Source organism: Thalassospira sp. GB04J01, assembly GCF_000751115.1.
GTDB classification, from domain to species: domain Bacteria; phylum Pseudomonadota; class Alphaproteobacteria; order Rhodospirillales; family Thalassospiraceae; genus Thalassospira; species Thalassospira lucentensis.
Genome location: NZ_CCDX020000015.1, coordinates 18,731 through 39,241, shown reverse-complemented (window position 1 = coordinate 39,241; position 20,511 = coordinate 18,731). Strand labels below are relative to the sequence as shown.

General features: G+C 52.7%; 17 protein-coding genes. 9 read left to right on the top strand and 8 right to left on the bottom strand.

Going from position 1 to position 20,511, the window contains the following annotated elements; translation table 11 throughout:
• Window positions 1-274 precede the first annotated feature (274 nt).
• The 3 genes from potA to AMM48_RS15890 are packed head-to-tail and all read left to right on the top strand — an operon-like array spanning window position 275 to window position 3,209.
• Window positions 275-1,441 (top strand): polyamine ABC transporter ATP-binding protein, encoded by a 1,167-nt coding sequence (gene potA / locus AMM48_RS15900; protein WP_102784841.1) that lies wholly within the window; start codon window positions 275-277, stop codon window positions 1,439-1,441.
• Window positions 1,438-2,379: an ABC transporter permease subunit gene (locus AMM48_RS15895; RefSeq protein ID WP_102784840.1), complete on the top strand. Its 942-nt coding sequence runs from the start codon at window positions 1,438-1,440 to the stop codon at window positions 2,377-2,379. Before potA ends, AMM48_RS15895 begins: the two co-directional genes overlap by 4 nt.
• On the top strand, window positions 2,376-3,209 hold the full coding sequence (locus AMM48_RS15890) for an ABC transporter permease subunit (RefSeq protein ID WP_102784839.1): 834 nt from the start codon (window positions 2,376-2,378) through the stop codon (window positions 3,207-3,209). Before AMM48_RS15895 ends, AMM48_RS15890 begins: the two co-directional genes overlap by 4 nt.
• A gap of 101 nt (window positions 3,210-3,310) precedes the next feature.
• On the opposite strand, the gene AMM48_RS15885 is transcribed toward AMM48_RS15890, so the two are convergent.
• Window positions 3,311-4,027 (bottom strand): TetR family transcriptional regulator, encoded by a 717-nt coding sequence (locus tag AMM48_RS15885; protein ID WP_101304892.1) that lies wholly within the window; start codon window positions 4,025-4,027, stop codon window positions 3,311-3,313.
• Window positions 4,028-4,409: 382 nt separating this feature from the next.
• On the opposite strand from AMM48_RS15885, the gene AMM48_RS15880 reads away from it, so the two are divergent.
• On the top strand, window positions 4,410-5,813 hold the full coding sequence (locus AMM48_RS15880; protein WP_102784838.1) for a DUF898 family protein: 1,404 nt from the start codon (window positions 4,410-4,412) through the stop codon (window positions 5,811-5,813).
• Between the two features lie 10 nt (window positions 5,814-5,823).
• Window positions 5,824-6,921 (top strand): M48 family metallopeptidase, encoded by a 1,098-nt coding sequence (locus tag AMM48_RS15875; protein ID WP_158246478.1) that lies wholly within the window; start codon window positions 5,824-5,826, stop codon window positions 6,919-6,921.
• Here AMM48_RS15875 and AMM48_RS15870 read toward each other — a convergent pair whose 3' ends face one another.
• The gene (locus AMM48_RS15870; RefSeq protein WP_022730369.1) at window positions 6,922-7,380 is read right to left on the bottom strand and encodes an Lrp/AsnC family transcriptional regulator; all 459 of its coding nucleotides are present in this window, start codon (window positions 7,378-7,380) and stop codon (window positions 6,922-6,924) included. It lies immediately after the preceding gene.
• A 226-nt stretch (window positions 7,381-7,606) separates the two neighbouring features.
• Here AMM48_RS15870 and ald point away from each other — a divergent pair, with 226 nt between their 5' ends.
• A complete protein-coding gene (gene ald, locus AMM48_RS15865; protein WP_102784836.1) occupies window positions 7,607-8,722 on the top strand; it encodes an alanine dehydrogenase in 1,116 nt (371 codons plus the stop codon).
• A 91-nt stretch (window positions 8,723-8,813) separates the two neighbouring features.
• Here ald and ilvD read toward each other — a convergent pair whose 3' ends face one another.
• Window positions 8,814-10,667, bottom strand: coding sequence for a dihydroxy-acid dehydratase (ilvD, locus tag AMM48_RS15860; RefSeq protein WP_102784835.1), 1,854 nt, complete (start codon window positions 10,665-10,667; stop codon window positions 8,814-8,816).
• Between the two features lie 525 nt (window positions 10,668-11,192).
• On the opposite strand from ilvD, the gene AMM48_RS15855 reads away from it, so the two are divergent.
• Window positions 11,193-13,262: a tetratricopeptide repeat protein gene (locus AMM48_RS15855; protein ID WP_102784834.1), complete on the top strand. Its 2,070-nt coding sequence runs from the start codon at window positions 11,193-11,195 to the stop codon at window positions 13,260-13,262.
• An 11-nt stretch (window positions 13,263-13,273) separates the two neighbouring features.
• On the opposite strand, the gene gmhB is transcribed toward AMM48_RS15855, so the two are convergent.
• On the bottom strand, window positions 13,274-13,915 hold the full coding sequence (gmhB, locus tag AMM48_RS15850; RefSeq protein ID WP_102784833.1) for a D-glycero-beta-D-manno-heptose 1,7-bisphosphate 7-phosphatase: 642 nt from the start codon (window positions 13,913-13,915) through the stop codon (window positions 13,274-13,276).
• A gap of 189 nt (window positions 13,916-14,104) precedes the next feature.
• On the opposite strand from gmhB, the gene AMM48_RS15845 reads away from it, so the two are divergent.
• Window positions 14,105-14,980: an AEC family transporter gene (locus AMM48_RS15845; RefSeq protein WP_022730363.1), complete on the top strand. Its 876-nt coding sequence runs from the start codon at window positions 14,105-14,107 to the stop codon at window positions 14,978-14,980.
• Window positions 14,981-14,986: 6 nt separating this feature from the next.
• Here the strand turns inward: AMM48_RS15845 and AMM48_RS15840 are convergent, their stop codons facing one another.
• Genes AMM48_RS15840 through glmM form a run of 4 tightly spaced genes read right to left on the bottom strand, consistent with a single transcriptional unit; the run spans window position 14,987 to window position 18,158 of the window.
• Window positions 14,987-15,340: a hypothetical protein gene (locus AMM48_RS15840; RefSeq protein WP_102784832.1), complete on the bottom strand. Its 354-nt coding sequence runs from the start codon at window positions 15,338-15,340 to the stop codon at window positions 14,987-14,989.
• Entirely contained in the window at window positions 15,333-15,914 is a 582-nt protein-coding gene (locus AMM48_RS15835) for a DinB family protein (protein ID WP_102784831.1), read from the bottom strand. The genes AMM48_RS15840 and AMM48_RS15835 overlap by 8 nt, the downstream gene beginning before the upstream one ends.
• Before the next feature lie 37 nt (window positions 15,915-15,951).
• Complete coding sequence (gene thiD, locus AMM48_RS15830) at window positions 15,952-16,749, bottom strand: bifunctional hydroxymethylpyrimidine kinase/phosphomethylpyrimidine kinase (protein WP_102784830.1); 798 nt, start codon at window positions 16,747-16,749, stop codon at window positions 15,952-15,954.
• A 59-nt stretch (window positions 16,750-16,808) separates the two neighbouring features.
• A complete protein-coding gene (gene glmM, locus AMM48_RS15825; RefSeq protein ID WP_102785117.1) occupies window positions 16,809-18,158 on the bottom strand; it encodes a phosphoglucosamine mutase in 1,350 nt (449 codons plus the stop codon).
• A 212-nt stretch (window positions 18,159-18,370) separates the two neighbouring features.
• On the opposite strand from glmM, the gene AMM48_RS15820 reads away from it, so the two are divergent.
• Window positions 18,371-20,461 carry an ATP-binding protein gene (locus tag AMM48_RS15820; protein ID WP_102784829.1) on the top strand — a complete coding sequence of 697 codons (2,091 nt, stop codon included), beginning with the start codon at window positions 18,371-18,373 and terminating at the stop codon, window positions 20,459-20,461.
• Window positions 20,462-20,511: the final 50 nt, after the last annotated feature.

Sequence of the window (20,511 nt, the reverse complement as noted above, 5' to 3'; positions counted from 1 at the left end):
ACCCTGAATTCTCGAAGTCACACATCACTCCCACAATCGAATAATGCATATTTTCTGAACACCCAAAGGCCATTTTCTGCCGTTTATAGCGGCAGAAACCGATTGTTGTTCAAAATATCGCACACCCCTCTTTACAGATTGAAGAATTGCTTCATCCTGTTATCAGAACGGACCGACATCTTGGCGCAGGCGCAACAATCAATGATTGCGCAGCAGGTCATCAGGGACTGTCGCCCAATGAAATCGGTTCATCGTGACATTGATCAAGGGGAGAATGCTGGTGCCAGAGGTGGTTTTGGATCGTGCACATGAAGACGTGCACAAGACGCAACCTTGGAACAATCCAGACGCGGTTCCCTATATCCGCTTTGAGAGTGTGACCAAGAAGTTCGGCGACTTTTACGCCGTTGATGATGTCTCCCTTGATATTTATCGCCACGAACTATTCGCACTTTTGGGCGGTTCGGGCTGTGGGAAAACAACCTTGCTGCGAATGCTGGCCGGGTTTGAAGAACCAACATCGGGCAAGATTTATATTGATGGTGTCGATATGGCCGGTGTTCCAGCCTATGAACGCCCGACTAATATGATGTTCCAGTCCTATGCCCTGTTCCCGCATATGAATGTCGAACAGAATGTTGCCTTTGGCCTGCATCAGGATGGTTTGCCGAAATCGGAAATCCGAACCCTTGTTTCAGACATGCTTGCCCTTGTGCAGATGACCAAGTTTGCCAAGCGCAAACCCCATCAGCTTTCAGGCGGGCAGCGCCAGCGCGTGGCATTGGCCCGCTCGCTTGTGAAGAACCCCAAGGTGCTGTTGCTTGACGAACCGCTGGGCGCGCTTGATAAAAAACTGCGCGAACAGACCCAATTCGAACTGGTCAATATTCAGGAAAAAATCGGCACCACCTTTGTCATGGTGACCCATGACCAAGAAGAAGCCATGACCATGGCATCGCGCATTGCCGTGATGAATGAAGGTGTGATCAACCAGATCGGCACTCCGTTTGAACTTTATGAATATCCCAACAGCCGCTATACCGCGAACTTCCTTGGTCAGGTTAATCTGGTCGAGGGCGTTTTGATTGATGATGATGAAAAATATGCCGTCATCAAATCGGACGAAGGTGGTTGCGAAATCTATATCGATCACGCGGTTCAGGGCCACCGCGGCATGACCTTCTGGGCCGCCCTTCGCCCCGAACGTCTGCGCCTGACCAAAGAACCACCAGAAGATACCAAATATAACTGCGTATCGGGCAAGGTTGAGGAAATCGGCTATCTGGGGGGTATTTCGACCTATCACGTGCGCCTTGCTAGTGGCAAACGCATCAAGGTCACCGAACCCAACTCCACACGCCAGATTGAACCCCGCTATACGTGGGAAGACCCGGTTTGGGTATCGTGGGAGGCCGGGGCTGCTTCGGTTCTGAACAAATGACCAGTGACACACCAGAGAAGTCTCTTAGCTTAAAGCAACGATTTGACCGCTGGATGATCAAGCACGGTCGCGTGCTGGTGATCGGCATTCCTTATGTCTGGCTGTTTCTATTTTTCCTTGTGCCGTTCCTGATCGTTCTCAAGATCAGCTTTGCCATGGCGGAATATGCCCAGCCGCCCTATAGCTCGCTGTTTGACTGGATCGAAGAAGGCGTGACTGTCACGCTGAATTTCGGGAACTATCTGTTTCTGCTGTCTGATAGCCTCTATGCTACGGCCTATCTCAATTCGATCCGGATTGCGGCCATTTCGACCGTCATCACGCTTCTGATCGGCTATCCGATGGCGTATGGCATTGCCCGTGCGCGCGGGTCGGTTCGCAGTATTCTTTTGATGCTGGTGATCTTGCCGTTCTGGACCAGTTTTCTGATCCGTGTTTATGCGTGGATCGGCATTCTGGACCGCGAAGGATTGATCAACGCGTTCCTTCTGTGGACGGGTATCATCACGGAACCCTTGATCATGCGCCAGACAGAGGGGGCTGTTTTTGTCGGGATTGTGTACACCTATTTGCCGTTCATGATCCTGCCACTTTATTCCACACTGGAAAAAATGGATGTGAGCCTGATTGAGGCCGCACTTGATCTTGGCTGCAAGCCATGGAAGGCCTTCCTTAAGGTCACCCTGCCCTTGTCGATGCCGGGCGTTTTGGCTGGATCACTTTTGGTGTTTATTCCGTCGGTTGGTGAATTCGTCATCCCGGAACTTCTGGGGGGACCCAATACATTGATGATCGGGCGAACGCTTTGGAACGAATTCTTTGCCAACCGTGACTGGCCGATTGCATCGGCTGTGGCGATTGCCATGCTGGTGTTCCTTGTCGTGCCGATCATGTGGTTCCAGCATATCCAGACCAAGCAGGAGGAGCGCCAGTCATGAGCGGTAAAAGATCTACCTTCCTGTTGTCCGCACTGGTGTTTGGTTTTGCCTTTCTCTATGTGCCGATCCTGCTGGTGATGATTTATTCGTTTAACGAGGGCAAACTCGTCACCGTCTGGACCGGATTTTCGACCAAATGGTATGTGTCACTGTTTTCCAATGACGGCATGATTGATGCCGCATGGAACAGCCTGCGCATTGGGGTGATGTCGGCGACACTCGCCTTGGCCCTTGGCACGCCTGCCGGGCTTGTTATGTCGCGGTTCGGCCGGTTTAAAGGCCGTACGCTGTTTTCAGGCATGATTGCCGCACCATTGGTCATGCCCGAAGTCATCACCGGCCTTTCGTTGCTGTTGCTGTTTGTGACGCTTGAGCAAATGGTTGGATGGCCTGCAGGACGTGGTATTTCGACGATCACGATTGCCCATACAACATTCTGTGCCGCCTATGTCGCGGTTGTTGTGCAATCGCGCCTGTCGGGCATGGATACATCGGTCGAAGAAGCGGCCATGGATCTTGGCGCAAAACCAGCAAAGATCTTCTTTGTCATTACCTTGCCGATGATCCTGCCTGCCCTTTTGGCCGGGTGGCTTTTGTCGTTCACCCTGTCACTTGATGATCTTGTGATTGCAAGCTTTGTCGCCGGGCCGGGATCGACCACCCTTCCGATGAAAGTCTTCTCATCGGTAAGGCTTGGGGTCTCGCCGGAAATCAACGCGCTGGCGACCCTGATCATTTTGGCGGTATCGGCGATGATCCTGATTTCCAGCCTGCTGATCCTGCGGTCGGAGCGCAACCGCAGTCGGGCGTCCTCGACTGAGGAAACCTAAGGCGCGGCCTCCAAAAGACCGTGACAAACCCAATAAAAAAGCAGCGCCCGTTATGTCGGGCGCTGCTTTCGTTTTAGGGGTATTTTTGTACTATCGCGACGTTACTTGACGGTCATGCCTTCGCTGGCGCGACGCATCATTTCACGGCATTTCATGCCCGGTGCAACAACCCGCCAATAGCTCACAACCGCTTCTTCTGCGGCCTCGGCAAAATCAATGATCAGGTTGTTGAGCGCATTTTGTTCCATCAGCTTCTTGACCCGGTCGGGCAACTGCGACATTTGCCACAGGCCAATGACCAGCGCATAGGATGAGCGCATCAGCTTATTGGCTTCATCTGGTGTGATTTCATAAAGCTCGGCCAAGGCATCGGCGGTACGTTTGACCATGGATGCCAGAAAACGCCGCTGACCGACGACCATTTCATCATCAGAACCCGATTCCAGAACACCTTGTGACAATGACGCCAGATACAGGAATTTCTCGTTCTTCACGAGATAGTCGACAAACTGTCGTGCAACCCGCGTTGAGTCCCGGTCTTCGGGACGCCGCAAGGCTTCCTGATCAATGATATCAAGATTGTTCTCAAACCAGCCTTTCTGAAAGTGCCGAAGCACTTCAAGAAACAGCGATTCCTTGCTTGAGAAGTAAAGATACAGCGTACCTTTAGCGAGGTTTGCCTTACGCGCAACCTCGGCTGCGGACGGCAAGGTGCCGTCGCCTTCAAGATAAAGTTCGCGCGCGGCATCTAGGATATCCGCACGACGCTGCAATTTCTGTTCGTGGCTACGCGCCCGAACAAGATTTTCTTGTTCCATAAAATGTCTTCCCCCAACATTTTTCCCCTGACACATATTATTGCATATTAATTCACCTCAAAGTCAAATCACGTGACCCGATTAAATAGACAAAATTTATGAAACATTGGCAAAACAATCGCTTCGCCCCTATGGCTGCACTAAAAATAAATGAATAAAGGTCATATAACATCAACCATAACGATCAAACCTGAACAAATTCACTATATCTGTCCATTTCCGTTCCGAGTCGCCCCGACAAAAGGTATCTTTGCCTAACCTTTTGAGTGAGTGCGCCCCTCATGAAAGAGCGATAAAACAAACTTGGGGGAAATAAACATCTGAAAAATCAGAGAACTTTCACGACAGCTTGAAAGACACCCAATTAGAGACCGAGGGGCATATGAGCACAGAAAACACCGAGCCGCGAAATGACGACCCAAACAAACTTCTATCTGAAAATTCGACATCAGAACCCACCGCGAACATTTACGATGATGTCACTTCGCAGAATACTGCCAGTTCACAAGATCATCCGGTTTACATGGAAGGACCGACCACATCGGGAACTGGTGGCAATGAGCCTCCCCATACAGGCCAACCGTGGGGCAACGGACCGTCAGACGGCGCACCATCGCATGGACAACCCGGTGACATCTCATATTTCGGACGCTGGCAAGACGTCTTGAAGTTGTGTTGCTGGAACACGTTATGGACCATACTGACACTGGGCATTTTCCGGTTTTGGGCCAAAACACGCATGCGGCGCTATATCTGGAGCAATATCGTCATTGACGGTGACGCCCTTGAATATACCGGGCGCGGGTTGGAACTGTTCCTTGGCTTTGTCATTGTGACGCTCATTTTGGTGCCGGTTATTCTGGCCTTTAATTTCATCGGATCGATGTTGCCGGCACATCTGATGATGTTGCCGATGATTTTTACTTATATTGCAGTTGCGTTCCTGTTCTTTGTCGCAACCTATCGCGCTACACGGTATCGCTACAGCCGGACATTCTGGCGTGGCATTCGTGCACGTCTTAGTGGATCAGCATTCAAATATGCCCTGATCGGGTTTGGCACCTCAATCGTAACACTTTTGTCGCTCGGTCTTCTTGCGCCGCTTGGCTTCATTGCCACCACCCGTTATCAAACCGACAACACATGGATCGGTGATACGCAGGCGCGCTTCAATGGCACGTTCGGTGCTGCTTTCAAACGCTGGTTCAAAAGCTGGGCAATATTGGTTCTGGTCGTTGGCAGCGTCCTTGCCCTAAGTGCTGTTGCCTCCGGACCTAGCATGATCTGGCTTCCGATTGCGGCAGGAGTGATCGCCTATTTTGGGGTCGCTTTTGTTTTTCTGAATTATAATGTCTGGCTTTTCCGGTATCAGGCCGATTGCACAGAAATGGGCGCCATCCGGTTTTCAAGTAATCTGCAGACGTCGCAATACATCAAGATCATCTTGCGCTTTTTGGGGTTATCTTTGCTTCTGTTGATTGTTGCGGGACTTTTGATGCTTGTCTTTGGCGGATTTGCGGCATTTTCCGCTTTCAATCCAGGGAATGCCGGTAGTCCACAACAGATTGCCTCGGTGTTTATTCCAATCGTGATCGTCATGCTTTTGATCGGCCCGCTGCTTAGCATTGTCGGGTTTACCTTTATGATCCATTCAATGTTGGCCGCCGACATTTCATCCCTCGCGTATCAGGGAGAGATTACCGACCTTCATGCCAACGCCGAGGCCCAGAACATCCCACGCACTGGCGAAGGATTGGCAGAGGCGTTTGATCTTGGTGGAATTTAGTGGATGGAACATGAACTTTAACGTCACCGCCCGTTACTTTGACGGGAAGACATCCGCAGCCCAAAACGTCACGGTCATCATTGATGACCGTGACGTCCTGATTGCCGATCCTGACGGCGAGATTTGCAAAATCGCCCGTCAGGATTTGCTTTTATGCGAGAAACCCGAAACCAACCGCCCGCTACGCCTGCGTCGCGCCCACGATAACGGCATGAGAATTGTGTTTGATGCACAAGACGCCAGTTCGGTTGCCGACGCACTCCGACATGGTTCGCCGGCAGTTGCCGTAGACGAGGCATCGCGCAAGTCTATGACGCGCCTGATTTCTGGCATTGTTGGTTTTACCGTATTGGTGGGGCTTACCATCTGGCTTGGTGTGCCGGTGGCGGTAAACATTGTGGCGGATCATTATCCACGGCAGTCGGAAATCGCTCTTGGCAAGGCGGGGCGTGAGCAAATCCTGTTTGCACTAGAACAGCTTGAGGACGACTTTGCGGTCTGCACTCCCAAAAACGCGGCACATAGGGCGGTGCAACAAATCGTTGCCCAACTCAGCAGCAGCAAGCCATTTGAGTATGACTACGACGTCACCTTTGTGCGGAGCAAGATTCCCAATGCGCTTGCGCTCCCCGGTGGTCAAATTCTGGTGTTTTCCGGTCTTCTCGACATTATGGAAAGTCCCGAAGCCTTTACCGGAGTTCTGGCCCATGAAATCGGGCACAGCGAAAAGCACCATGGCCTGCGCAACATGTTTTCCAATATCGCGGTCACCCAGTTGATCCGTCTGATCAGTGGTGGTTCGGCGACGGTCCCGGCGGAATTTATCCTGCAACAGGGATATACCCGTGACATGGAACGCGAAGCTGATCAGTTCGCACTTGAGACCATGGAGCGCGCCAACATCCGCATGACAGATACCGCGGTCCTGTTTGGCAAGCTCAACAAAACTCTGAAAGATGGTGCACACGGGCTCGACTTACCCGAGATGTTTAGTTCCCACCCGGATATGGAAGCGCGTATCGCACAATTTGAAAATGCCCCCTCAACAGGGGCCGTTGATATCAGCGACCAAGGCTGGCAGGCTCTTAAATCAGCTTGTGACGAATGATCAGACAGGCAGTTCGGTGGTGCGTTTGACTTCGCGCAGGGTGATGATGGTTTGAACCCGCTCAACACCAGGAAGCTGGGTGAGGACTTCGCTGTGGATGCGCTCGTAGTCGCTGGTGTCGCTATAGACCACATGCACGAGATAGTCGCTTTGCCCGGCCAGCAAGTAGCACTCGACAACTTCGGGTACCTTCTGGACTTCTTTTTCAAAAGTTTCCAGAGCTTCGCGGGTTTGGCGAGTGATGGAAATATTGACGAACGCGTTGCCCGGTTTACCGATGCGGGCCGGATTGAGCAACATCGTATAATGATCAATGAACCCGGCTTCTTCGAGAAGGCGCACACGGCGCAGACATGCCGATGCTGACAGGTTCACTTTTTCGGCCAGTTCGGCATTGCTGATGCGCCCGTCTCGCTGCAGCAGGCGCAGGATCATGCGATCACGTTCATCAATCTGCATTTCGAATATTCCCCCGACAACACGGTTGTTCTTTAAAATTATCTAGCAATTATACCACCAAACTCACCATGAATTGAAGATTAATTGCCCAATTTTTAGGGTATCATGCACAAATAATAAAAAGGAAGGCGCAAAGCCTGACCCAAATAGCGCAATGCGCTAGGGGCACCGCCGGACATGCCAGCGGAAAGCCCAAGTGTCACCACATTCGTCGGGAGAGAACGCAATGCTTATTGGTGTTCCAAAGGAAATCAAAAACCATGAATACCGCGTGGGATTAACCCCGGTCTCGGTCCGGGAAATCACCACGCATGGACATAAGGTTATCGTTGAAACTGGTGCCGGTGATGGTATCGGGTGCAGCGACGCAGACTATATTGCCGCCGGTGCGCAAATCATCGGGACGGCATCAGAAATCTTTGCCACCGCCGAGATGGTGGTCAAGGTCAAAGAACCGCAAGAAGTCGAATATGAACAGCTGCGCGATGGGCAGCTTTTGTTTACCTATCTGCATCTGGCACCGGACCCGGACCAGACCGCCGGATTGGTGAAATCGGGTGTCACTGCGATTGCCTATGAAACCGTAACCGACCGCAATGGCGGCCTCCCCCTTCTGGCCCCGATGTCAGAAGTGGCCGGACGCATGGCGCCACAGGTTGGTGCAGCTGCCCTGCAAAAAGCCAATGGTGGGCGTGGCATGTTGCTGGGTGGCGTGCCCGGTGTGGCCCCGGCCAAGGTGGTTGTGATCGGTGGCGGTGTTGTCGGCACTAATGCCGCACGCATTGCGGCGGGCATGGGGGCGGATGTGACGATCCTTGATCGCAACATCAAACGCCTGACCTATCTTGATGATTTGTTTGGCCCGCGCATCAAAACCCAATATGCCACGATTGATGATACCGAGGCGCTGGTTTATGAGGCCGACATGGTGGTTGGCGCGGTCCTGATCCCCGGTGCCGCCGCACCAAAACTGATCCACCGCGATCAGTTGTCAAAAATGAAACCGGGCTCTGTCATTGTTGACGTCGCGATTGATCAGGGGGGCTGTTTTGAAACATCCAAAGCCACCACCCATGCCGATCCGACCTATATCGTTGATGATGTCGTACATTACTGTGTTGCCAATATGCCGGGTGCTGTGGCGCGCACATCGACGTTCGCCCTAAACAACGCCACCCTGCCCTTTACGCTGGCCCTTGCCAACAAGGGATGGAAACAGGCCTGTCAGGATGACCCGCATTTGGCCGCCGGGTTGAACGTCCATGCCGGTCAGGTGACCTATCAGGCGGTTGCCGATGCGTTGGGATACAAACACCTGCCATTGGAAAGCGCGCTTTCCTGATCACAAATATCCATTAACCAACAAAGCGGGGCACCAATGGTGCCCCGCTTTGCTTTTACGTCCCTAAGATGGGCCGAAACTTTATCTCAGATCAAAATTCGACCTGTGTCACGTCACGGACAGCACCCTGATCAGCGCTGGTTGCCATGGCGGCATAGGCGCGAAGGGCGGTTGTGACTTTACGTTTACGCAGTTTGGCCGGACGCCATGCTTCGGGGCCTTTGGCCTCCATCGCCTTGCGACGTGCGGCAAGCACCGCATCATCGACCGCGATTTTGATCGTGCGGTTCGGAATGTCGATTTCAATGGTATCGCCCGGCTCGACCAGTGCAATGTCCCCACCAGCGGCTGCTTCGGGGGAAACGTGACCAATCGACAGCCCCGACGTCCCGCCCGAAAAACGACCATCGGTAATCAGCGCGCACGCCTTGCCCAAGCCCATGGATTTCAGATAGCTGGTCGGATAGAGCATTTCCTGCATGCCCGGACCGCCTTTGGGGCCTTCGTAGCGGATGACGACAACGTCGCCTTCCTTGACCTCACCACCAAGAACCTTGGCGACGGCTTCATCCTGACTTTCGCAGATCACGGCCGGGCCGGTGAATTTCAGAATGCTTTCATCCACGCCACCAGTCTTAACGACGCAACCATTGACCGCCATATTGCCAAACAGAACGGCCAGCCCACCATCCTGACTGTAGGCGTGCTCAACGTCACGAATGCAACCTTCTTTTTCATCAAGGTCCAAGTCATCCCAATAACGTTCCTGGCTGAACGCTGTCTGAGACGGCACGCCACCGGGCATAGCACGGAAGAACTTGTGAACGGCGTCATTCGTCGTGCGCTTGATGTCCCATTTTTCAATGGCATCGGCCATGGTTTTGGCATGAACCGTCGAAACGTCGGTATGGAGCAAACCACCGCGTTCAAGTTCACCTAAAATACGCATGATGCCACCGGCACGATGGACGTCTTCCATATGGAACATCGGGTGGTTCGGGGCGACTTTGGAAAGATACGGAATCTTGCGCGACAGACGATCCATGTCAGACATGGTGAAATCGACCTCGGCTTCCTTGGCAATCGCTAGAAGGTGAAGCACGGTATTGGTCGAGCCGCCCATCGCAATATCAAGCGCCATGGCATTTTCGAACGCCTCGAACGTTGCGATGCCGCGCGGGGTCGCACCGATGTCTTCTTCTTCGTAATAACGTCGGGCAAGCTTGACCGACGTGCGGGCCGCCTCAAGGAACAGTTCCTTACGTGCACCATGTGTTGCCAGCACCGAGCCATTACCCGGAAGAGCCAAACCAAGTGCCTCGGCCAGACAGTTCATCGAGTTGGCGGTAAACATGCCCGAGCACGACCCGCAGGTCGGGCAGGCAGATCGTTCAACAACGCCAAGCTGTTCGTCCGAGACATTCGGATCAGCGGCCTCGACCATGGCATCGACAAGGTCAAGGTGGCGTTCTTTACCTTCGATGGTAACCTTGCCGGCCTCCATCGGGCCACCCGATACAAACACGGCGGGAACGTTAAGACGCATTGCCGCCATCAACATACCGGGCGTGATCTTGTCACAGTTGGAAATGCAAACCATGGCATCGGCGCAATGGGCATTGACCATATATTCAACGGAATCAGCAATGATTTCGCGTGATGGCAAGCTATAAAGCATGCCGTCATGGCCCATCGCGATGCCATCATCAACGGCAATGGTATTGAATTCCTTGGCAACACCGCCAGCGGCCTCAATCTCACGCGCGACCATCTGACCGAGGTCTTTGAGGTGCACGTGACCGGGCACAAACTGGGTGAAGCTGTTGACGACCGCGATGATTGGCTTGTCGAAATCTTCGTCTTTCATACCAGTGGCGCGCCAAAGGCCGCGCGCACCAGCCATATTGCGGCCATGTGTTGTTGTACGGGACCTATATTCAGGCATGGAAGGAACCTCTCTTATTCGCGGATTGCATTTTCGTGATATGGGTGCGTTCTAGCACAGTCTTCGCGCATTTTGACAGTTTTTTGCCCGAAAATTTCGCCATATTCCATCATATGGCACGATTGATACCCAAGTGCCAGACCACCAGCCATATCATTCATCAGAACGGACGTGCATTTAATGTGCGGATACCAGAGGCGTAGCCACCGGCAAAACCTATCCTAAAGACCCTAAATACTATCCTATTAGATAGGCGACCTCTGCGCCATCACACCATATCTTAGTAGGTGATTATCGCCGCCAGGCGATTCTCCCACTCCCATTCTCGCCCCGGGCCGGTTCACGGTTCGGGGCTTTTTTTTGCCCTAAATCCAAGAACCTCGGTCGCACAGCTTAAAACTCAATACTTTAAAGGCGATCCGGAACCATTTAATGTTTATACCATTACAGAGCCGTAGTGCGTGAGCGCCTACTCTCTCACATAGATTATTTTACGATCAAAGCAAGGCGGAGCAGCCCCCACCCATGTCCGACCAACTCAAGACACTGTTGCGACGCGGACTGAGTGCGCATGAAGGCAATCGCGCCGACGAAGCAGAAGAAATCTATCGGCAGGTTCTTGATATCGCGCCAGGTAACCCAGAGGCCGAACACCTTCTGGCGACACTTCTGACAAGTGTCGGACGGTACGGTGAAGCACTTGATCTGTTTGAAAGCTGTCTTGGGCGGTTTGGTGCCAATCCGGCAGCGCGGTGCAATTATGCCATCGCACTAGAAAGTGCCGGACAGCTTGAAAAGGCGATTGATCAGTTCAAACAGGCCATCAGCTATCACGGTGATTTCCCCACCGCCCTTTATCATCTGGCCCGTCTGGAATTACCGCGCGGCCATCTTGGCCAGTCGGTTGATCTTTTGGGGCGGTTGCTGGGGCTTCAGCCAGATCATTTTGAAGGGCTTCTTTTGTTTGGCGAGGCGCTACATGCGCTTGGTCAGGAGGAAGCGGCGTTAAAGTCGCTTGACCACGCCGCCGAGGCCGCAGGCATTACGCCGATCATGATTGCCCGTGTCGGGGCAATGTTATTGCGGCTTGGCTATCCAAAACCGGCACAGAACCTTTATCAACGCGCCCTTAGCATTGATGCGAAGTTTGTTCCGGGTCTGCGCGGGTTGGGGCAGGCACTTGCCCATCAGGGACAATATGCCAAGGCGATTGCCCTTCTTAGAACCGCACGGCAATTGACCAAGGATACCGTCGATATTGACCTTGTGCTGGCCGATATCATGCTGAAATGTGGTGATTTACCCGAAACCATCGCAATCCTTGAGGCGGTTCTTAAAAAGCATCCCGACAATGTTAATGCTGATAGCATTCTTTTGCGGTCACTGGCCAAACAGTCGACCACGGATGGCGTAACCTTAAGCAAGGCGGTGAAAAACTGGGCCAAACATCACATGCCCATCGCAGCCCAGCCTGAATTCACCAACAGCAAGCAAACCGATAAACGATTGCGCATCGGCTGGATTTCGCCGTTCTTTTGTGATCATCCGTCGTTTAAGCTTCTGGGGGCACTTGCACGGCATTTAAACCGTAACGACGTTGAGCTGTTTTTATATTCAGCAACACCACGCCCCGATCAGGTAACCCATGCGTGGCAAGTAATGGCCGATGGATGGCGCGAGGTATATGGCCAGGACCCGATGCATATCGCCAACCGCATTCGTAAGGATAAGATCGATATCCTGATTGATCTGTGCGGCCCGCATCCAGCCCAACCGATTGAGGTTTTCGCGCTGCACAGTGCGCCGGTACAGGCCAGCATGGCGGCAAACAGCACCGGCATGCCCCAGATGGATTATCTGATCGGACATAAGGAACTGTTTAGCGGCAAACTTGCGGCAAACAAATTGCTTTCTGAACAGCCACAAGTCTTGTCATTCGGGCCGTACCTGCCCGGTGAGTTTGATGACACTATACCGGTGTCGCCCCTGCCCGCGGCGTTTGGCGATGTGATCCGGTTTGGCTGTATTGACCGGCTTTCTCATATCAGTGACGAGACGCTGATGTGCTTTGCGCGGATCCTTAACAAGGTCAAAAACAGCCGCATTGTTGTTCAGGACGAAGTCCTTGAAGATGCCTATGCGGCCAAGACGTTTCTGGATCGTGCACGGCAGGCCGGGATCAAACGCGACAAGCTTGATCTTGCCGGGCGCATTGAACAGCAAGACCGTGCCACCCTTTATGCCCAGATTGATGTTGGATTGGCACCATTCCCGGCCATCTGCCTTGAAAACCATTTCGAGATGCTGTGGCACGGGGTTCCGTTTGTGTCGCTGGCCGGTGAGTTGACCGGATCGCGGATGGGTCTCGGCCTTTTGAGCGATATCGGGCTTGGTGCGCTTTGTGCACATACGCAAAAGGGCTATGTCGATAAATGCATCATGCTGACAGCAGACCTTTCTGCACTTGGCAGCATTCGTGAAAACATGCGCGAGCGCCTGCAAAACAGCAAAGCCCTGCATGCACCCGCTGTTGCGCGCGAATTTGAAGATGCCTGTCGCGAGATGTGGCAGAACTGGTGCATCAAGCAACCGTAAGATCGACGGACTTAACGGCCAATGACGGATGTGATAATATAATCAACGGCAGCCGCAAGATCATCGACGACCACATCGGCCTTGGTCGCATCGGGAAGTGCTGATTCCTTCGCGCCGTGCCCGGTGCGCACCATAATGGTTCGCGTGCCCGCCGCATGTCCGGCACGCAGATCATTGATCCGGTCACCGACCATGACGCTATCGGTCAGGGAAATTGCAAACTCCGCCGCAGCCGCCAAAAGCATGCCGGGTTTTGGTTTGCGACAGGTGCTTTCGCGGCGGTATTCACCGTCACCGTCCTTATGAAACGGGCAATAGTAAATGCCCTGCAAGGCGGCATGTTCGCGCGCAAGCATGGCAATCATTTCCTGATGGATATCGCAAAGCTGATCTTCGGTAAGGAAGCTACGCGCAACACCCGACTGGTTTGTCACGACAATAACCGGAATACCGGCATCATTGAGACGCGCAATGGCGCGCGCCGAGCCGGGAATAAGTTTCAGGTCTTCAATCCGCGACAGGTAGTGAACTTCTTCGTTGATCACCCCATCACGATCCAAAAACACCGCCGGTAGCAGATTGCGCTGGTCGCGAAAACGCGGAGCCGGATCAATGAAGTGACGTTTGACGGGTTCTGTTGGCGTATCGTTCATGCAAGACCTGTTGATTATGCGCGTTTAACAACAATGCCGTATCCGTAGGGCCAAAGACAAGCGTGGCGACATGCAAACTGCGACTTTATGCACATACCTAAAAATTGGTATTACCATTATTTTCTTGCAGAATTACTGCGTCACATGACAATTTGGGCGCAAATCGCTTTCTTGGGGACCGTTTGATCAATGTTTGCCGATATTTTTGCCATTTTGGCACCTGTTTTCATCACCACCGGGCTTGGCTATTTCTGGGCCCGTGCTGGCAAGCATTTTGACACCAATCTGGTCACATCGATTGTCACATATTTTGCGACACCTTGCCTGACCTTTGCCGCCCTTGCGACGGTGGAGCTTGGTGGTGACACCCTGATCTCGATGGGGACCGCCGCACTTGCTGCCAACGTCATTTTCGCCCTGATCGGTTGGCCGATCCTTAAGGTGTTTAAACTTTCGCCGCGCACCTATTTGCAGTCGTTGACCTGGCCAAATGTTGGCAATGTCGGCTTGCCGCTTTGCATGCTGGCATATGGCCCCGAAGGACTGGCATTATCGGTTGCGTTTTTTGCCACTTACGTCGTGATCCAGTTAACGATCGGGGTGGCGTTTGTATCGGGCAGTTTTTCGCTTCGGTCTTTGGCCAAAATGCCGATTATCCCGGCAACCCTGATCGCGACGGGCTTTCTTGCCACCGATACCACCGTTCCCGACTGGCTTTACAATACCACCAACCTGATTGGTCAGCTGACCATCCCGTTGATGTTGTTTACCCTTGGCGTGTCGCTGGCGAAACTGCGCCCGGTCAGCCTGGCGCGTAGCACAGCATTAAGTGCTTTGCGTCTGGGTATGGGGTTTGGCGTTGGTCTTGGATTGTCCGAAGTCATGGGGCTTACCGGGGTCGAACGCGGCGTTGTGATTTTGCAATGTTCGATGCCGGTTGCAGTGTTCTGCTATCTGTTTGCCCAGCTATATAACCGCGACCCCGAAGAAGTCGCCGGTGTTGTCATCAGCTCAAGCTTCCTTGCGGCCATCGCCCTGCCCGCCTTGCTTTGGTATGTGCTTTAAGGGATCTTATTGCAGTGTCAGGCGATAATCGCCGGTAACGCCTTTATCGTCTTCCTGCGCATAAAATCCGATTGCGCAATCGTAGCGACCTTTTTTAAGGTCGGGGTCGTCGTGCTCGACAGCCAGATTGTGGATATGGGCACGACAGGCTTCAAGATCGGCAAATTGCGCATCTGAAACCAGGACATTGTTTGGCTTTGATGTATCGGGCACGTAAACAGCCGTCACCTTTTCCCACGGTGCGGCATCATCGGTCCAGATAATGTCGGCAATGTAGCGTTCCGGACTGCCATAAGTTGCCGCGGCCAAGATCGCAATCCCGCCAGCAAGAACAGCACGGCGGATCATTGTTTTATTCATGGTTATCCTTATAGACCATAGCAGCCGATAATCCGGCGACATTCCAACCTAATACAGCGAAGTCACTTTTGCGAAATTCTGCACCGGATTCAAGGTGATATTCGTCAAGTTGCGGTGGCGATTGTGTGGTTTCGCATAGCATCGCATGGATCTGCCCACGATGATGGGTTTGATGAACAAACAGATGTGACAAAACCGCTGAAATGCTTTCACTGACCATCACATCGTCGGGTCTAACGAGGGTTACGTCGCGCACCACATCCTTGTCATCGAGTTTTTCACAAAATGCCATCAGTCTGACATCGGCATTGCGCTGAGCCGCGCCAAACGTCTCGATGGTGATATACGGCATCTGGTTGGCAAAACAATCCTGCCCGCGCCCACCTTTGATCAGGGCATCCAGATAATACCAATCGACAATCAGGCTGTGATTAAGGGTTTGCAAGATTGATGGCATGAGAGACGCACGGCGTGCACGAAGTTCTGTGGTGGTGAGTTTTTGACATGCCCCCAACAGGCGATGATTAGACCAGGCGTTGTTACGGGCCTGGTGGAAAAACGACGTTCCCGGCATACCACGACATCCTAGATTGGCGCGTCCTGCCGCGTTTTTATCCGGTGACAGGGTGCGCGTGGTTTAGCGGACCGTTTCCTTTGCCGTAATTCGGGGCGGTGCGGATGGCTTCGCGAACATAAGCCCGTGCACGCGCCACCGCGTCACTCAGCCCCATGTCCTGTGCCAGCCCGGTTGCAATCGAACTTGCAAGCGAGCAGCCCGTACCATGATTATTTTCAGACGGGATGCGATCACCTTCGAACCCTTCGATGTCCCCGTCGCGACGCCAAAGAATATCAACAATCTTATCACCCTCGGCGTGACCACCTTTGATCAACACCGCCTCTGCGCCCAACTCTCCGATTTTGTGCGCTGCAGCAATCATATCACCTTCGCTGGAAATATTCATGCCCGATAGCACTTCTGCCTCGGGAATATTCGGGGTCAGGACCGTTGCAAGGGGTATCATATGGGTTATCAAGGCTTCGACCGCGTCTTCATTCAGTAGCCGCGACCCGCTTTGTGAAATCATCACAGGGTCAATTACTACAGGTATTCCATCACACTTTGACTTGATGAATTCCGCCACAGCTTCGATCACGGGCACACTATGGAGCATCCCGGTTTTAATCGCGTCCGCACCAATATCATCAAGTGTTACGGTTGCCTGATATACGATCATTTCAGGCGAAATCCCCAAAACATCAAAGACTCCGGTGGTATTTTGCACCGTAAGGGCGGTGATTGCGGTTGCAGCATAGCCACCAAGGGCGGTAACCGATTTGATATCGGCCTGAATACCTGCCCCGCCGGAACAATCAGAACCGGCAATAATCAAGACGCGACCCTTCATGATCGTCCTCCTTAACGCCCTAAAACCCACGTAAGTATCTTCACGAAACCATCCAGAAATCAGCCCGCAACAGCGGTGATTTCAGCAACGATGCTATCAACGATCTGTTCGACCTTTATGGCGTCATCGCCTTCGGCCATGACGCGGATCAGCGGTTCAGTTCCTGATTTTCGGATCAAAACACGCCCATCGCCATTAAAGGCCTTTTCAGCCGAAGAAATTGCATCGATCACACTACTTTGTGACAGCGGATCAGCCCCGGCGGCATAGCGGACATTTTTCAAAATCTGCGGCAGCGGTTCAAATACGCGGCTCATTTCAGACACCGGCCCGCTGCGCGATGCCAGAACGGCCAAGACCTGCAGCCCGGCCAGAAGACCATCGCCGGTTGAGGCAAAATCAGACAGAACAATATGGCCCGACTGCTCACCGCCAACATTGCAATCAAGTGCACGCATCTGTTCAACCACATAGCGGTCCCCCACCTTGGTTCGGATCAGACGCAAACCATTGCTTTCAAGATAGCGTTCAAGCCCCAGATTGGACATCACGGTCGCCACCAGCGCATTGCCGCGCAGCTGACCGGTGCGTTTCCAGTGCGTGGTCACAAGCCCCATCAACTGATCACCGTCAATCAGATGGCCTTTTTCATCGCACATCTGAATACGATCTGCATCCCCATCAAGGGCAATCCCGACATCGGCCTTTTCAGACAGGACCCGATCACACATGGTTTTGGTATGGGTCGAACCGCACTGGTCATTGATGTTCAGACCGTTGGGTTTTGTGCCGATTTCAACCACTTCGGCACCAAGTTCGCGCAGGACTTTCGGTGCAACCGAATAAGCCGCACCATTAGCGCAATCAAGAACAATGCGGAGCCCTTCGAGTGTGACACTACCCGGAAGCGATGATTTCACAGCTTCGATATAGCGCCCGGGGGCATCGTCAATACGCTGTGCACGGCCAAGCGCATTTGCCGGAACGAGCTTATGCGACAGATCACTGTCCATCAGCGCTTCGATTTCAAGTTCCACCTCGTCAGACAGTTTGAAACCATCCGGGCCAAATAGCTTAATGCCATTATCCTGAAACGGATTGTGGGATGCTGAAATCATCACACCGATATCGGCACGCATCGATTTGGTCAGCATGGCAACAGCGGGGGTCGGCATTGGCCCGACCAACATCACGTCCATGCCCATGGACGTAAAGCCCGCCACCAACGCTGGTTCAAGCATGTAGCCAGACAGACGCGTGTCCTTGCCGATCACAACTTTGTGGCGGTGATCACCACGGGTGAAGTAGTTGCCCGCGGCCATACCGACCTTTAGTGCGACTTCGGCGGTCATGGGTGCGGTATTGGCGGTTCCGCGAATGCCGTCGGTGCCAAAATATTTGCGGCTCATGCTTGTGTTCTCTGTCTGTGTGCCGGTTTTTAACGCCCGGTCCATAAATCCTGACTGCCGGTTATATCAAAGTGACGTTTCAATGCTACCGGCAAGTGACACATTTTAACGCCTTGTTGGCGACCATTCCGTTAACGCGCTACCATCAGACTATTCTGATAAAACCGATGACCTGATCAAAAAAAAACGCTATCAAAAATAGACTTGTTTAATTGTCTGAAATTGGGGGCGCTTTGCGCGATTTTCGCCAGATGTTGACTTGGCGCGACGTCATAAGTGTCCTGACGATTGCCCTTATCGCATCCATCACATGGTTTTCGCCGCCTGCATCGGCACGGACTGATATGGCACACCTTGTGTTGCCGGCAAATGGCGCGACAACAAGTATCGATCTAAACCGGTTTATGGAGCGCCTGACATCTGATCGCAACGTCACCGATCCTGCCCAACTGATTGATATTCCGTCTTCTGAATTTGAACCCGTTGCCAGCACCGCAGGGCCCGGTTACACCCCACGCATTATTTGGTATCGGCTGGCCTTTTCGCTTACCGCGCCGCAAGGCAATGACATTTCACGGGCCTTCATCGAATTGGGGGAGCCGTATCTCAACGAGATCCGCCTGACCGTGATTGACGATGAGACGCGCAATGTCATCTGGAAAAATGTTGTTGGTGACCGGATCCCCAACACGAAAGACAGTTTGATCAGCCTCCGGCATTTATCAGAATGGCCGGATTTACCATCAGGACACTATTGGTTGATGATCGGTGTGCGCACCAACAGCGCCCATGTTTTCCATGCCAAACTATACCCCGAGGCGGAGCTTATTTCCGACACCGAAGAACATAACCTTGTTGAAAGCAGTTTTCTGGGTGTTCTGCTGATCGGGTTTGGTGTTTATCTGACCTTTGGCATCATATCACGCGACAAATCGGTGCTGTGGTACAGCGGATATGTTTTATCTGTCTTTCTGTTCAACCTTGGTACGTCAGGATATGCCCAGCTTCTGCTAAAGGGGATTTGGCCACTTGCCAGCGACCTTATTACCGGAACAGGAACCGCGTTTGCCTTGGGCGCCAGTGTCGCGATGTGGACCCATATCGTCAGACTTGATCACTATAACCCGGTTCTGTTTCGGGTGATGATGGCCTTTTCCATATTGGCGATGATCGGTTCGGTCACTGCGATATCGGATGCCTATATCTATTTCACGCAGATCTTCTTTATTCCCAATGTGATTTTGCTGTTCACGCTTTTGATGTATCTGATTTACGTCAGCTATCGTGAAAGGCGTCTGGCATCGAACAGCTTCTTTTTGATCGCACTTGCTCTGCCGACCCTTGCGGCCAACATCCATGTTTTGACACTGCTGGGTATCCTGCCGATCACAGCCTTTACAACCAAGGTCTACCCGCTTAGCTCGTCGATACATCTTGTGATGGTTGCAATTGCGATGGCCTATCGCACCCAGAGACTGACCTACAATTGGTTTGATGCGCATCAAACCAATGCGCGGGCCGATCAGCTTGCTGGCGAACAGCGGACTTTCATAACCATGCTGTCGCACGAATTTCGAACACCACTGGCGATCATTCAGCGATCAGCAGAAATTCTCGGCCTGCATTTACGCAATGAGCCTGCCCCTGTTCACAGCCGTCTTGCCACCATTCGTGGGAATGCCGGTCAGCTTTCGGGGTTGGTCGATGCCTTTTTGACCAAGGAAACGCTCGATAGTGCGAACTTCACAACATCCTTGCAGCCGACCAACATTGATCAGTTGCTAAGTGATTTGATCAATCGACGGAACCGTGAAATCCCGGACCAGAAAGTCAGCTTGAAAAATATCGATTTTGCCATTGTCGATATTGATCGCATTCTGTTTGAACGCGCGATCATCAACTTGATCGACAATGCCCGTAAATACGCCCCCGACGCTCCTGTCTGGGTCGCATGCAATCGGTCGTCGAATGGATTTGTCTATATCCGTGTTATCGATGCCGGACCGGGCATTCCCATTGACGATCTGACGAATGTATCCAACGCGTTTTACCGTGGACGCGACGCAGGTGTCACACAAGGTGTTGGTCTGGGCCTGCACATCACCAACCGTATAGTGCAATCTCATAATGGGTCGATGTCGATCAGTGTCGGCGAGACATCCGGCACAACGGTAATGATCAAAATTCCCTATAACCGGGAAGAAACGGTCAAAGCGTCCCGTCAAAACTTCTTTGGTTTGGCCGCCCCCCATGTATCGCGAAAAAAGCCCCGAACACAAGATGACGATGGTGCGCCGTCATGAGCGCCTTCACATCATTCCACCGTCATATGTGGACCGTCTTAACCGCACGT

Bases quoted from the DNA above. Each gene is read 5' to 3' on its own strand.
- potA (WP_102784841.1), top strand. From the start codon at position 275: ATGCTGGTGCCAGAGGTGGTTTTGGATCGTGCACATGAAGACGTGCAC.
- thiD (WP_102784830.1), bottom strand. From the start codon at position 16,749: ATGAAGGGTCGCGTCTTGATTATTGCCGGTTCTGATTGTTCCGGCGGG.
- AMM48_RS15895 (WP_102784840.1), top strand. From the start codon at position 1,438: ATGACCAGTGACACACCAGAGAAGTCTCTTAGCTTAAAGCAACGATTT.
- AMM48_RS15885 (WP_101304892.1), bottom strand. From the start codon at position 4,027: ATGGAACAAGAAAATCTTGTTCGGGCGCGTAGCCACGAACAGAAATTG.
- AMM48_RS15880 (WP_102784838.1), top strand. From the start codon at position 4,410: ATGAGCACAGAAAACACCGAGCCGCGAAATGACGACCCAAACAAACTT.
- gmhB (WP_102784833.1), bottom strand. From the start codon at position 13,915: ATGAACGATACGCCAACAGAACCCGTCAAACGTCACTTCATTGATCCG.
- ald (WP_102784836.1), top strand. From the start codon at position 7,607: ATGCTTATTGGTGTTCCAAAGGAAATCAAAAACCATGAATACCGCGTG.
- AMM48_RS15840 (WP_102784832.1), bottom strand. From the start codon at position 15,340: ATGAATAAAACAATGATCCGCCGTGCTGTTCTTGCTGGCGGGATTGCG.
- AMM48_RS15855 (WP_102784834.1), top strand. From the start codon at position 11,193: ATGTCCGACCAACTCAAGACACTGTTGCGACGCGGACTGAGTGCGCAT.
- AMM48_RS15870 (WP_022730369.1), bottom strand. From the start codon at position 7,380: ATGCAGATTGATGAACGTGATCGCATGATCCTGCGCCTGCTGCAGCGA.
- AMM48_RS15835 (WP_102784831.1), bottom strand. From the start codon at position 15,914: ATGCCGGGAACGTCGTTTTTCCACCAGGCCCGTAACAACGCCTGGTCT.
- glmM (WP_102785117.1), bottom strand. From the start codon at position 18,158: ATGAGCCGCAAATATTTTGGCACCGACGGCATTCGCGGAACCGCCAAT.
- AMM48_RS15845 (WP_022730363.1), top strand. From the start codon at position 14,105: ATGTTTGCCGATATTTTTGCCATTTTGGCACCTGTTTTCATCACCACC.
- ilvD (WP_102784835.1), bottom strand. From the start codon at position 10,667: ATGCCTGAATATAGGTCCCGTACAACAACACATGGCCGCAATATGGCT.
- AMM48_RS15875 (WP_158246478.1), top strand. From the start codon at position 5,824: ATGAACTTTAACGTCACCGCCCGTTACTTTGACGGGAAGACATCCGCA.
- AMM48_RS15890 (WP_102784839.1), top strand. From the start codon at position 2,376: ATGAGCGGTAAAAGATCTACCTTCCTGTTGTCCGCACTGGTGTTTGGT.